The sequence below is a fragment of the Pseudomonas sp. GXZC genome, assembly GCF_026967615.1.
GTDB lineage: Bacteria > Pseudomonadota > Gammaproteobacteria > Pseudomonadales > Pseudomonadaceae > Aquipseudomonas > Aquipseudomonas azotoformans_A.
Genome location: NZ_CP114115.1, coordinates 2,939,350 through 2,954,465, shown reverse-complemented (window position 1 = coordinate 2,954,465; position 15,116 = coordinate 2,939,350). Strand labels below are relative to the sequence as shown.

Genomic DNA, 15,116 nt, shown 5'->3' with positions numbered 1-15,116 from the left:
AGCCCCTGGCCACTTGAGTGGTCAGGGGCTTTTTTATGGGCGCGTGCCCATCGCGTACAAATGATTATGCATACCCGCAGGCATCACCCATAAAAAAGCCCCCGGCCACTGACGCGACCGGGGGCTTTTCGTCCTCCGTTTATCTGCCCATCACATCCACGAAACTACTGACAAATTCGGCATTGTCCACGATCCGCTCATGGGTAGTGTCGATCACGACCGATCGCTCGATTGCCATTTGCCCCAGCACTGCCCGCAGGCTCGACTCGATCAGCTCACGGTGTTGCCCACCCTTGCTCTGCGCCGCCCACCAGCACAGTACCGGTGCAGTGATCGCCGAGTATCGGGCCTCTTGCAGCCGCTGATCCAGTTCGCGCTTGACGTCCCAGGACACCTGCGCCTCGGAACCTTCCAGCAGTTCGCGCTTTAGCGTCAGGTAGGCCTCACCCAAGGTGTGCTCAGCCCAGGCATCCAGTCGTGCCCATTGCCGCACTTGATCTTGCTCGCACGCTTGGGCCTCCTGCCAGGCTGTTTGGATCTGCAGGGCCTGGGCCGGGAACATCACGCCGAGCAACTCAGCCCGCTGCTCACCGTCGGACAAGTGTCGATCATCGGCGTTATCGTCTTCCTTCCAGAATGCAGTCACGTCATGCGGCGGCGGCGTGTCGACCAGGCCGACGCACTCTACCTCCCTCCCCGCCTGCTCCAGGCGATAGGCCACGTCCAGTGCCAAGTTGCCCCCAAGCGACCAACCGGCCAGGCGGAACGCACCTTGCGGATGAGCGACCAACAATTGCTCGGTGTAGTCCTCGACCATAGTGGCCCAGGCAGGCACCGTCCCACCCTCTTCTGTCAGCGCCCGACAGACAACGCCCAGCACTGGACGCTGCTCCTTGAGCGCCAGGGCGACGGCCTTGTAGCAATGCACCGAGCCATAGCTGGGATGGAACAGGAACAACGGCGTCCCCGATTCCACGCTGTTGAGCGGCACAATCAGCGAACGGCGTGCGCTGCCCAGCAGGCAATCGACTTGCCCTTGCACCGTAGGGTTGAGCATCAACTGGGTCACCGACAAGTTGGTGCCGCAGGCGTTTTTGATGCGTTCCTTAAGCATCAATATCAACAAAGAGTGCCCACCCAGTTCGAAGAAATTATCGCGCAGGCCGACTTGTTCGACACCCAACACATCCCTCCAGATCGCTGCCAGCTGTTTCTCCAACGGGCTTTGCGGTGCCAGGTAAGCCTGGGCGTGCTGGGCTGCATCAGACGTTGGCAAGGCCTTGCGGTCAAGCTTGCCGTTAGGGCTCAGCGGCATCTGCTCCAAGAGCATCCACTGCGCCGGAACCATGTAGTCCGGCAGCTGTTGAGCCAGGTGGGCGCCCAGCACATCGCGCCAATCGTCACCCGCGTTTTGCAGCACCAGGTAGCCCACCAGGGACTTGCCGTCCACCGCCAGCACGGCAGCCTCACGCACCCACTCGTGTTCCAGCAGGCGTGCTTCGATTTCGCCCAACTCGATGCGCAGGCCGCGCAACTTGACCTGATGGTCGATACGCCCGGCGTACTCGATCACGCCGTCGTCGCGGTAACGCGCCAGGTCGCCGGTGCGGTACAAGCGTTCGCCGCTTACGAATGGATGCGCAATAAAGCGTTCGGCTGTGAGTGCCGGGCGGCGATGGTAACCACGGGCCAGGCCGATGCCACCCAGGTACAACTCGCCCAGTACACCCACCGGTACCGGCTCGAAGTTGCTGTCGAGGATGTAGCAGCCCAGGTTGGCAATCGGCTTACCGATAGGCACCGCATCGCAGCCCTCCTCTACGCAAGTCCAGTGGGTCACGTCGATAGCGGCTTCAGTCGGCCCGTACAGGTTGTAAAGACTGGCGTGCGGCAACTTGGCGAACACTTGTTGCTGAGCGTCCACCGGCAACGCTTCACCACTGCAGACAATGCGCTGCAGGCTGGCGCAGGTCGACACCTTCGAGTCCTGCAGGAACGCCTGCAGCATCGATGGCACAAAATGCAGCGTGGTGATCTGCTCTTGATTGATCAGGTCGATCAACTTGGCCGGATCACGGTGATCCCCAGGCGCTGCAACCACCAGGCGCGAGCCGGTCATCAGCGGCCAGAAGAACTCCCACACCGATACGTCGAAGCTGAACGGGGTCTTTTGCAGTACGCTGTCGCCGGCGTCCAGGCTGTAGGCTTCTTGCATCCAGTGGAGCCTGTTAGCCAGGGCCGAATGTCGATTGCCGGCGCCTTTGGGCTGGCCGGTGGAACCGGAGGTGTAGATCACATAGGCAAGGTTCTCGCCGTCCAGGATGATGCCCGGGTTGGCGTCGCTATAGCCTTCGAACCCTGTTTCGCCCAGCACCAGGCTGCTCATACCCTCCGGGATCGGCAACTGCTCCAGCAGATGCGCCTGGGTCAACAACAGCTTCACGCCGCTGTCATCGAGCATATAGGCCAAGCGTTCACGCGGGTATTCCGGGTCCAGCGGTACATAGGCACCACCGGCCTTGAGCACTGCCAGCAGGCCCACCACCATTTCGATGGATCGCTCTACGGCCAGGCCCACCAGCACGTCCGGCCCTACGCCGGCGGCGATCAATCGATGAGCCAGGCGGTTGGCGCGACGGTTCAGCTCGGCATAGCTCAGGCGCTGCGCACCGAACACCAGGGCCGGTGCGTCTGGCGCCAGGGCCACCTGGTCTTCGATCATCTGGTGCACGCCACGCTGCAACGGATAATCCCGCGCCGTTGCGTTCCAGTCCTCGACGATCAACTGGCGCTGAGCCGCGGGCAACGACGGCAGGTCCGCCAGGCGCTCCACCTGCGGCAGCATCAACGCCAGCAGCAACTGCTGGAAATGCGCCGACAGGTTAACGACGTCCTGCGTGTCGAACGCAGCGTGATCGTAGTTGAACTCCATCGCCAGGCGATCACCCATGGCCAGCAGCACGGTCAGCGGATAGTGGGTCTGTTCCAGGCTGTCCATCGTGCCGAAACGCAGGCCCGCCGGGGATCCCTGCTCTAAAGCCTCGGACACCGGGTAGTTCTCGAATACCAGGATGCTGTCGAACAACGCCTCGCCGCCCAGCCCTGCCCAGCGCTGGATCTCGAACAGCGGCGTGTGCTCCTGTTCACGCAGGCGCAGGTTTTGTGCCTGCACCTGCTGCAACCAATCATCCACGCTCAGCTGTGGGCTCGGCGTGGCCACCACTGGCAGCGTGTTGATGAACAACCCCACCTGCTGTTCGATACCCGGCAATTCGGCCGGGCGTCCCGCCACCGTGGCACCAAAGGCGACGGTGTCCAGGCCGGTATGACGCTGCAACAGCAACAGCCAGGCGCTTTGCACCAGGGTATTGAGCGTCACCTTGTGGCGCTGGGCAAACGCTTTGAGCTGGTCGGTGGCCGTCTGCTCCAGGGTCAGCCGGTGAATGCCATTGACCTCGGACACGTCCTGTTCGCGGGTGAGCCCACGGGACAGTCGCGTTGGCGTCTGCAAACCCGCGAGCTGGGCTTTCCAGAAGGTCTCGCTGGTGAGCGGATCCTGTGCCTGCAACCAGCCGATGTAATCACGATAGCGTCCGTTCGGCGCGCGTAGCGATTCGCCGGCGTATTGTTGCAGCACCTCGCCAAACAGCTGCGAAGCACTCCAGCCATCCATCAGAATGTGGTGGTTGGTGTAAATCAGGTGATGGCTGTCGATGCTGGTACGCACCACGACCAGGCTCAGCAAAGGCGCCTGCTCAAGCACGAAGCCATCTGCACGAAGGGTTTGCGCCAAAGCATCGAGCGCTTCACCGAGGTCTTCACGCTGCTGCCAATCGTGCTCGACCAAAGGCACCTGGGCCGTCTTGTAAACCACCTGCAACGGCTGCTCCAGTTCGGTCTGCCAGAGGAACCCGGTGCGCAGGATGTCGTGGTGCTCCAGGGCGACCTGCCAGGCCGCCTGGAAGCGCGCCACATCCAGCCCTTGCACGTCAACGCGCATCTGGTTGATGTAGTCGCCCGAGCCCTGGCCGAACAAGGATTGGAACAGCATGCCCTGCTGCATCGGCGACAGCGGGTAAATATCGTCGACCTGGCTCAACGGCAACGCCAGGCCATCCAACTGAACCTGGCTCAAGCGGGCCAGTGGGAAGTCTGACGGGGTGGCGCCGGTATGTTCAGGCTGGCAGCAATGCTCGATCAGCGCCTTGAGTTCTTGCGCGTAATCATCGGCCAACTGCTGGATGCTCGACGAATCGAACATCTGCTGGCTGAAGCTCCAGTTCAGGTTCAGCTCACCGCCATACACCTGGCCGTTGATTTCCAGCCAGTTGCCCAGCGATGCATCCGGGCTCTGGTCGCTGCCGGCAGCATCACCAGAAGGCGCAAACAAGCCCTGCTGTTCATTGCCATCAAAACTGGTATCGAACTGGCCCAGGTAGTTGAAGGTGATGCGCGGTTGCGGCAGGCGTGCCAATGCGTCACGCACATCGAGCTGGCCCAGGTAACGCAGGGCACCAAAACCGATGCCCTTGTCGGGAATCGCGCGCAGCTGCTCCTTGATGCCCTTCAATGAATCCGCCAGGGTCGAAGCCGGGGTGAGTTTTACCGGGTAGAGGCTGGTGAACCAACCGACCGTACGTGTCAGGTCGATGTCCTCGAACAGGTCTTCGCGGCCATGCCCTTCCAAGCGGATCAGGGTCGAATCGTGGCCGGTCCAGCGCCCGATCACCCGCGCCAGCGCCGTCAGTAACAGGTCGTTGATTTGAGTGCGATAGGCTGCCGGGGCGTCCTGCAGCAGGCGACGGGTATGGCTAGCGTCCAGGTGCGTGGTTGCGCTGCCGGCATGGCGGTTGCTCAGGCTCGCTCCTGGCTTGGCGCTTGGCAGGTCGGCCTCGGCGCCGTTCAATTGTGCTTGCCACCACGCCAGTTCCTGGGTCAGTGCCTCGCCTTGGGCGTATTGCTGGAGACGTTGCGCCCAATCGCGGGTGGAACTGGTCTTGGCAGGCAATGCCACTGGGGTGCCTGCGGCGAGTTGGCGGTAGGCCGTTTGCAGATCCTCCAGGAGAATCCGCCACGACACGCCGTCTACTACCAAGTGATGGATGACCAGCAGCAAGCGCTGCGAACCATCGTCCAATTGAACCAGCACGGCGCGCATCAGCGGGCCCTGGTCGAGATCAAGGCTGCGTTGCGCCTCCTCGCCCAAGGCCGCAAGCTCTTCAATGTCGTGCAGCGCGCTTTGCCACAACACGGTATCGGCCTGATGGTGCTCGGCCGTACGGTACAGGCCCTGCCAGCCCTGCGCGCCTTCGACAAACCGCGAGCGCAACGCATCGTGGTGCACCAGCAACGCTTGCAAGGCCTGGGTCAATGTCGCGGCATCGAGGTGTTCGTGGGGCTGCAGCACCACCGACTGGTTCCAGTGGTGACGTTCGGCAATCTCATCGGCGAAGAAGGCTTGCTGGATCGGCAACAGCAACGTCTCGCCGCTCAAGGCGGCTTGGTTGATGGTCAAGCCTTCGACACCCTGGCGCGCGACGCCGGCCAGGCTTTGTACGGTCTGGTGCTGGAACAGGTCCTTGGGCGTGAACCGGATGCCCGCTTGCCGCGCACGGCTGACCACCTGGATCGAGATGATCGAATCGCCGCCCAGCTCGAAGAAGTTGTCGTTCAAGCCCACCTGCGGCAAGCGCAGCACGTCGGCCCAGATGGCGGCGAGCTGTTGTTCCAGCTCGCTTTGCGGCGCCACGTAGGCTTGTTGCAACAGGCTTGCGTCCGGTTGCGGCAAGCCTTTGCGGTCGAGCTTGCCATTGGGCGTCAGCGGCATTTGCGCCAGGAACATGAAGTACGTCGGCACCATGTAGTCGGGCAGACGGGTTTTCAAGGCGCGGCGCAGGGTTTCGCGGAACTCGGTTTCGTTGGCAGGGCCAGCATTGGCCGGCACCACGTAGGCCACCAGTTGTTTGCCGGTCGGACCTTCCTGGGCGACCACCACGGTTTCGCCGACGTTGTCCTGTTCGCGCAGGCGCGCTTCAATCTCGCCCAGTTCGATGCGGAAACCACGGATTTTCACCTGATGGTCGACACGCCCAAGGTAATCCACCACCCCGTCCGGACGGCCACGGGTCAGGTCGCCGCTGCGATACACACGGCTGCCCGGCTTGCCGAATGGGTCCGGTACAAAACGCTCGGCAGTCAGTGCCGGACGCTCCAGGTAACCACGGGCAACGCCCTCGCCGCCCAGGTACAACTCGCCGGCCACGCCGACAGGTTGCAGATTGAGTTGCGAGTCGAGTACGTAGCCGCTGCGGTTGCCCAACAGGGTGCCGATTGGGGCATAAACCGCGCCGCACGGATCGCCCCGGCGGGCTTTCCACAGCAACGGCGTGACCACGGTTTCGGTCGGGCCGTAGCCGTTGAACAGGTAGGTCGGTTTGAGCGCGCGCCATGCCAGGTCGTAGCTGGCCTGGGCGACCGCGTCACCGCCAAAGCAGTACACACGCACCTTCGGTGGGTTGCCGTCACGCTCGGCATGCTCGGCCAACTGTTGCAGGTAAACCGGCGGGAACACGGCCATGGTCACGTTGTGACGGTGCATCTGTTCGTAGGTGTACTCCGGCAGCCACAGGCTGTCGTCACGGATCAACACGCTGGCGCCGTTGATCAACGGGTGCATCCAGCCTTCGTGGGAGCCGTCGAAGGCGAACGACATGAAGTGCAGTTCGCAGTCAGACGGGCTGGTTTCATAACGCTCGCCAGTGGCGATGATATGCGCCACCAACGGGCCGTGGGACACCGCCACGCCCTTAGGCATGCCGGTGGAACCCGAGGTATAGATCACGTAAGCCAGGTTATCGCCGTCCAGCTTCACATTGGGGGCAGTATCGCTGTAGCCAGCCCATTCTTCAGTGCGGTCAATCGCCAGGCTGTCCAGGCCGTCGGCCACCGGCAGGTGCTGCTGCACCGCCGTGTGAGTCAACAGCAACTTCGCACGGCTGTCCTGCATCATGTACAGCAGACGGTCACGCGGGTATTCCACGTCCAACGGCACATACACGCCACCGGCTTTTATCACCGCCAGGAACGCCACCATGATTTCGGCACTGCGCGGCATGGCGATGGCCACGCGCACTTCCGGGCCGACACCACGGGCGATCAGCGCATGGGCCAGGCGGTTGGCCTGGCGGTCCAGCTCGCCGTAGGTGAGTGTCTGTGCATCGAACTTCACCGCCACGGCCTGCGGGTTTTCCCGGGCACGATCAGCGAACAGTTCATGCACCAACCGCTCAGCAGAGAAGCCCGAACCGCTGCGGTCCCACAGTTGCAAGATCTGCTGGCGCTCGGACGGATCGAGCAGGTTCAACTGGCCGATGCTCTGCTGCGGATCGGCAACCATGCCCTGCAGCAGGTTCAGCCAGTGCCGGGCCATGCGCTCGATGGTCGACGCATTGAACAGGTCGGTGGCGTAACCCAGGGTGGCCCAGATGTTCTCGGCGCCCTCATGCACATCCAGGTCCAGGTCGAAGTGGGCGGTCTGGCTTTCCCACTCCAACCCTTCCACCCGCAGCGTGGACAGTTGATGGGCCGTGCCGCCCAGCCGCGCTTCGGTCTGATGGTTGAACATCACTTGGAACAGCGGGTTGAGGCTCAAGCTGCGCTCGGGTTGCAGCGCTTCCACCAGTTGCTCGAATGGCAGGTCCTGATGGTCCTGGGCTTCCAACGCGCGTTGGCGGGCCTGCTGCAACAGTTGCAACACCGAGGTCTGCTCGTCGATATCGGCCTTGAGCACCTGGGTGTTGACGAAAAAGCCCAGCAACCGCTCGGTCTCGACACGGTTGCGGTTGGCAATCGGCACGCCCACGCGCACATCTTCCTGGCCGCTGTAGCGGTGCATCAGCGCCTGGAACGAGGCCAGCAACAGCATGAACATCGTCACGCCTTCACGCTGTGCCAGGCCCTTGAGGTCTGCGACCAAGGCGGACGGCAGCTCGACAAACAGGCGCGCACCGCGATGGCTTTGCTCAGCCGGGCGCTGGTGGTCAAACGGCAGCTCGAGCACCGGTTGCTCACCGCCGAGCAACGTTTGCCAGTAGGCGAGTTGCCGTGCTTTTTCTCCGGCGTCCATCCACTCGCGCTGCCAACGGGCATAATCGGCGTATTGGATCGGCAGGGCCGGCAGTTGCACGGCCTGGCCCTGGCTGTAGGCGCTGTACAACTGCACCAGCTCATCGACCATGATCTGCATCGACCAACCGTCAGAGACGATATGGTGTTGCACCAGTACCAGCACGTGTTCGTCTTCACTCAGGCACAGCAGCGTGGCGCGTAGCAACGGGCCCTCTTGCAGGTTGAACGGCCGGGCGATCTCGGCCTCGACCTGCGCCTTGACCTGCGCTTCATCGCTGCGCACCGACGCAATCTCGATGCGCGCTTCTGGCAGGATCACCTGCACCGTTTGCTCATCACCCTGATGCAAATGCGTGCGCAGGCTTTCATGGCGCGCCACCAGGGTATCGAAGCTGCGTTGCAGGGCATCCAGGTCCAATTGCCCCTTGAGGCGCAAGGCGCTGGGCACGTGGTACGCGGTGCTTTCGGGGTCCAGCAGCCAGAGGAACCACTGACGCTCCTGGGCGTAGGACAACACCAACGGCAGATCGCGATTCGCCGGCACCAACGCAGGCGCGGCCGAACCACCGCGCTTGCCCTCGGTGTGCAGCGCGGCCACAAAGCCCTCCAGGCGCGGCTGCTCGAACAGCACGCGCAACGGCAACTCGATCCCCAGGTTATGCCGCAGGCGCGAGGCCACTTGCATGGCCAACAACGAATGGCCACCGCGTTCGAAGAAATGGTCCGTCAGGCCAATGCGCTCGGCGCCGAGAATCTCGGCCCAGATCGCTGCCACCTGCTGCTCCAGCGCGCTGACGGGCGCCACCCAGTGGTGGGTGACCTGGCTTGCGTCAGGACGCGGCAAGGCGTGGCGGTCCAGCTTGCCGTTGGGGCTCAACGGCAAGCGCTCCAGGAACATGAAATGCGCCGGTACCATGTAGTCCGGCAACTCATCGCGCAGGACAGAACGAATCTGCTCGCGCAACTCTGCGTGCTCGGACGCCGGCAGAGGGGTGACCAGGTAGGCGATCAACTGCTGGTCGGCCGCAATCACCAAGGCTTCGCGCACACTGTCTTGCGCCAGCAAGCGGGATTCGATTTCACCCAGCTCGATACGGAAACCACGCACTTTGACTTGATGGTCGATACGCCCGAAGTATTCGATCACGCCGTCGGCACGGTAGCGGGCCAGGTCGCCGGTACGGTAGAGCCGCCCGCCGCCGATAGGGTCAAAGGGATCGGGAATAAAACGTTCGGCGGTCAGCCCGGCCCGGTTGAAGTAACCGCGCGCCAGCAGTGGCCCGCCAATCACCAGCTCGCCGGCCACGCCCACAGGCACCGGATTCAGGCTGGCATCCAGCAGGTAAATGGCGCGGCCGTCCAACACACGACCGATCGGCATCATCTGCGTGACGGCTTCGCGCCCCTCCACATACCCCGCGCAATCCAGGGCGGTAACCGTGACGGTCGCCTCGGTGGGTCCGTAGGTGTTAAGCAGCCGCACATGGCCCAGCCCGGCATCACGCCAGGACGCCAGGCCTTCCGGCGGCATCGCTTCGCCGCCCGCGTGCACCTGGCGCAGGCGGCCATAGTCGCGTACGCCGCGCTCGGCAAAGTCACGGGCGATCAGGTGCCAGTAGGCGGTGGTCAGGTCGACCACCGAAATCTCATGTTCGATCAGTTGCGCATAGAAGGTGTCGCTGTCCCACAGTTCACCGCCGCGCACCACCACGGCCGCACCACAGCACAGCGCCGGGTAGAGTTGCTCGACAAACCCGTCGAAGTTGAACGTACCGAACTGCAGCACGCGGTCGGCGGCGGTCAGTTCGAACAGCTCGATAAACACTTCAACATGCCGCGCCAGCGAGGCCTGGTCGATGCCGACGCCCTTGGGCCGCCCGGTCGAACCGGAGGTGAACATCAGGTACGCCAGGTTCGTGGGGAACGCACGTGCGGGTGGGTTGCTGCCCGGGTATTCAGCCAGCCAATCGGCGTCGGCTTCCAGACAAATCAGCGCCAGCCCGGCGCTGATCGGCAGGCGCTCCAGCAGCGGCTGCTGGGTCAGCAGCAACTGCAAGCCGCTGTCCTCGATCATGCATTGCAGGCGGTCCGCCGGATATTGCGGGTCCAGCGGGACATAGGCGCCGCCGGCCTTGAGGACCGCCAACAGCGCAACGATCATTTCCAGCGAACGGTCCACCGCTACGCCGACCAGGCTGTCGGCAGTAACGCCCTGCTCGATCAGTTTGTGTGCCAGGCGGTTGGCGCGCAGGTTCAGATCGGCATAGGTCATGCGCCGCTGATCCATGATCAGTGCAATTGCTTGCGGCTGGTTCACCACCTGTTGCTCGAATTTATGCAGCACGCTGCTGTGGGCGGCACGCGTCGGTTGCGGCGGGTTCCACTGGTACAGCATTTGCGCCTGCTCATCACTGCCCAGGATCGGCAGGTCAGCAACACAATGACGAGCATCGCTGACCACACTCTTCAGCAGGTTCTGCCAGTGCGCGGCAAAGCGCTGCAAGGTACTGGCGTCGAACAGTGCGGTCGCGTAAGTCAGCGAAGCCAGCAGGCCTTCGTCTGACTCTTCGGTGTCCAGGCTCAGGTCGAAGTGCGCCGTATGGCTGTCCCATGCCAGCCCCTCCACACGCAGGCCAGGCAATTGCTGGCCGTCAGGATTGGCTTGGGCAGCCGACTGATGGTTGAACATCACCTGGAACAACGGGTTGTGGCTCAGGCTGCGCTCGGGCTGCAAGGCCTCGACCAATTGCTCGAAGGGCAAGTCCTGATGCGCTTGTGCGCCCAGTGCCTGTTCCTTGACCTGCTGCAACAGTTGGGCAAAGGTCATGTGCCCGTCAATGTCGGCCTTGAGCACCTGGGTATTGACGAAAAAGCCGATCAGTTGTTCGGTTTCCAGGCGGTTGCGGTTGGCGATGGGCACGCCGACGCGGATATCCGACTGCCCGGTGTAGCGATAGAGCAGCGACTGGAACGACGCGAGCAGCACCATGAACAGCGTGGCGCCCTCGCGCTGCGCCAAGGCACGCAAGCCCTCGACCACCGACGGTTGCAGCACCAGGTCCAGGCGTGCGCCCTGATAGCTCTGCATGGCCGGGCGCGGACGGTCCAGCGGCAGCTCCAACACAGGTTGCACATCGCCCAAGCGGGCACGCCAGTACGCCAGTTGGCGGTCCTTTTCACCCGCCTCCATCCAGCTACGCTGCCATTGGGCATAGTCGGCGTATTGAATCGGTAGATCCGGCAAGGTCGGCTCGAGGCCCTGGCTGTAGCCGGCATACAGGCTCACCAGCTCATCGACCATCACTTGCATCGACCAGGCATCCGAAACGATATGGTGCTGTACCAGCACCAGCACATGCTCGCGCTCGCCCAGTTGCAGCAGCTTGATGCGCAGCAACGGGCCGGCCTGCAGATCGAATGGCTGGGCGATTGCGTCTTCGACCAACGCCTGCAAGCGGGCCGGCTCAGTCGAGCCCAGTACTTGATAGTCGATGAGGGGCGCGGCTTGCGCGATCACGCGCTGGACAGTCTGGTGCGTGTCAGCGAAAAACACAGTCCGCAGGGTTTCGTGGCGCTGCACCAGGGTATCGAAGGCCCGTTGCAGGGCTACGCGATCCAGCGTGCCCTCTAGGCGCAACGCGGCAGGAATGTGATAGGCCGCGCTGTCCGGCTCCAGTTGCCAGAGGAACCACTGGCGCTCCTGGGCATAGGAAAGCAGCAACGGCTGTTCGCGATCGGCCAGGGTGATGCGCGCAACGTCGGCACCCTTTTCACCCAGTGCCTGCACAAACGCACCCAGCACCGGCTGTTCAAACAGGCTTTTGAGGGCCACCTCGATCGCCAATGCCTGACGTACCCGTGACACCACGCGGGTCGCCAGTAACGAGTGACCGCCCAATTCAAAGAAATGGTCTTCAAGGCCAACCTGCGGCACACCCAGCACTTCGGCCCAGATCGCGGCCACTTGCTGGGCTTTCTCGCCAACCGGTGCCACATAGCGTTTCTGCAACAGGCTGGCGTCCGGCTTCGGCAGTGCCTTGCGGTCGAGCTTGCCGTTCGGCGTCAGCGGCAGGCGCGCCAGGAACAGCATGTGCGCCGGCACCATGTAGTCCGGCAGTACGTCGCGCAACGCGGCCTTGAGTGTTTCGCGCAAGGCGCCCTGGTCGGCATCCGAGATCGCGGTGTGCGTCACCAGATACGCCAGCAGCTGATCATTCTCGGCCACCACCACGGCTTCGCGCACGCCACGCTGCTCGCGCAGGCACGCCTCGATCTCACCCAGCTCGATTCGGAACCCACGCACCTTGACCTGATGGTCGACACGGCCGATGTACTCGACCACGCCATCCACGCGATAGCGCGCCAGGTCGCCGGTGCGATACAGCCGCTCGCCATTGCGCGCAAACGGGTTGGGCACGAAGCGCTCGGCGGTCATCGCTGCCCGGCCGTGGTAACCCCGTGCCAGGCCGACGCCGCCAATCAGCAGTTCGCCACTGGCGCCGACCGGGCTTGGGGTGAGTTCGCTATTGAGGACAAACAACGAGGTGTTGGCAATCGGCCGACCGACAAAAGGCATCGGTTCAACCAGCGGGTGGGCCGCCGACCAAATGGTGGTTTCCGTCGGGCCATACAGGTTCCACACCGCGCCGCCCTGGGCGAGCATGCGCTGGGCCAGGTCGGCCGGCAACGCTTCGCCACCGCACAGGCTTTTGACCCCGTGCAGCAAGGCACGGCGGTCACTGTCCAGCAGCATGCGCCAGGTCGACGGCGTGGCCTGCACCACGTTGATTGCCTGGGCATGCACCAGGCTCAGGATCGCCTCTGGGTCCTGGGACACTGACTTGTCCGCCAGTACCACGGTGGCACCTACCGAAAGCGGAACGTACAGCTCAAGGGCAAAAATATCGAAGGAGAACGTGGTCAGCGACAGCAGGCGCACGCTGGCGTCGATGTCCAGGGTCTGCGCCATGCCCAGGGTGAAGCTGCCCAGGGCGCCATGGCGCACCATCACCCCCTTGGGCTTGCCGGTGGAACCGGAGGTATAGATCACATAGGCCAGGTGTTCGCCGCTCAGCTCGACCTGCGGGTTGTCACTGCCGTAGCGCGCATCCTCCTGCTCGCTGATGAACAGCACCTGTTGGTCGGCTGCCAGGGGCAGGCGCTTGTGCAGGTCGCCGGCGGTCAACAGGACCTGTGCGCGACTGTCTTCGAGCATGAACGCCAGCCGGTCGGCCGGGAACTGCGGGTCCAGCGGCACATAGGCGCCGCCGGCCTTGAGGGTCGCCAGCAACGCCAACACCATGTCCACCGAACGATCCAGGGCAACGGCCACCAGCACGTCCGGGCCCACACCCGCCGCACGCAGGCGATGGGCCAGGCGGTTGGCACGCTGGTTCAGTTCGGCGTAACTCAGCGCCTGGCCATTGCAGAGCAGCGCCGTTGCGTCCGGACGCATCTGTGCCTGGGCTTCGAACAGCCGATGCACCCCCACATCCTGCGCGAATGCCTGGTGCGTGTCGTTCCAGGTGTGCACCAGTTGCTGCCATTGCGCATCGTCCAGCAACGGCAACTCGCCGACGCGGCCGTTGCAATCCTGCACTACCTGGCGCAACAGACGGTGCCAGTGCGCGAGGAAACGCTCCAGACCCGGTGCGTCAAACAGGTCGGTGGCGTAGGTCAGGGATGCGTGGATGCCGTCAGCCGACTCCTGGGTGTCGAGGTTGAGGTCGAACTGCGACGTCTTGCTGTCCCACTCCAGCCCCTGCACCTGCAGGCCGGTGACGCTGCCGCCAGCACGCTGGGTGTCGGTCTGGTGGTTGAACATCACTTGGAACAACGGGTTGTAGCTCAGGCTGCGCTCCGGCTGCAGTGCTTCCACCAATTGTTCGAACGGCAAGTCTTGATGCGCCTGGGCCTCGACCGCGCGCTGGCGGGTTTGTTGCAGCAGCTCGCGGAACGTCATCTGCCCGTCAATATCGGCCTTGAGGATCTGCGTATTGACGAAAAAGCCGATCAAACGCTCGGTTTCTACCCGGTTACGGTTGGCCACCGGCACACCGATGCGGATGTCGCCCTGGCCACTGTAGCGATGCAGCACGGCCTGGAACGACGCCAGCAGCAACATGAACACCGTCACGCCTTCGCGTTGCGCCAGGCTTTTGAGGCCCGCCACCAGCGACGTTTCAAGTGTCAGGTCGAGCCGCGCACCGCGGTAGCTCTGCACCGCAGGGCGTGGTCGGTCCATCGGCATTTCCAGTACCGGTTGCTCGCCACCGAGCATGCCGGTCCAGTAACCCAGCTGGCGCTCGCGCTCACCCGCCTCCATCCAGCTGCGTTGCCACAGCGCGTAGTCGGCGTACTGGATCGGCAAGGCCGGCAATTGCAGGTCCTGCCCCTGGGCATGGGCGGCGTAGAGCTGGACCAACTCGTCGACCATGACCTGCATCGACCAGCCATCGGAAACGATGTGATGCTGTACCAGCACCAGCACATGCTCCTGGGGTGCCAGGCGCAACAGCTTGACCCGTAACAGCGGGCCTTGCTGCAAATCAAACGGCTGGGCGATTTCAGCCTCCACTAGAGCCTTGAGCTGTGACTCCTGAGCATCGACCAGCGCGATGTCCACCCGCGCCTGCTCGGCAATCACCTGCAAGGCGCTGTCGCCCTCTTCCTGCAAATGCGTGCGCAGGCTTTCATGGCGCATCACCAGCGTGTCAAAACTGCGCTGCAGCGCGGCTACATCCAAGTGGCCGGTCAGGCGCAGCGCCCTGGGCACATGATAGGCGGTGCTTTGCGGCTCCAGTTGCCACAGGAACCACTGGCGTTCCTGGGCATAGGAGAGTCGAAGGGGTTCGCCTTCCTGGCGCTTGAAAACCGGGGCAATCTCAAACAGGTTGATGCCTTGCTGCTTGAGCATTACCGCCAACGCTTTCTTTTGTTGCGCCGAAAGTGACCCTACCGACTCGATTAATGCTTGCACGCCACGCCCC

The 15,116-nt window shown here is 63.3% G+C and carries 1 protein-coding gene; it reads right to left on the bottom strand.

Going from position 1 to position 15,116, the window contains the following annotated elements; all coding sequences use genetic code 11:
* Positions 1 to 139 precede the first annotated feature (139 nt).
* On the bottom strand, positions 140 to 15,106 hold the full coding sequence (locus tag OZ428_RS13965; protein WP_442964825.1) for a non-ribosomal peptide synthase/polyketide synthase: 14,967 nt from the start codon (positions 15,104 to 15,106) through the stop codon (positions 140 to 142).
* Between the last annotated feature and the right edge of the window lie 10 nt (positions 15,107 to 15,116).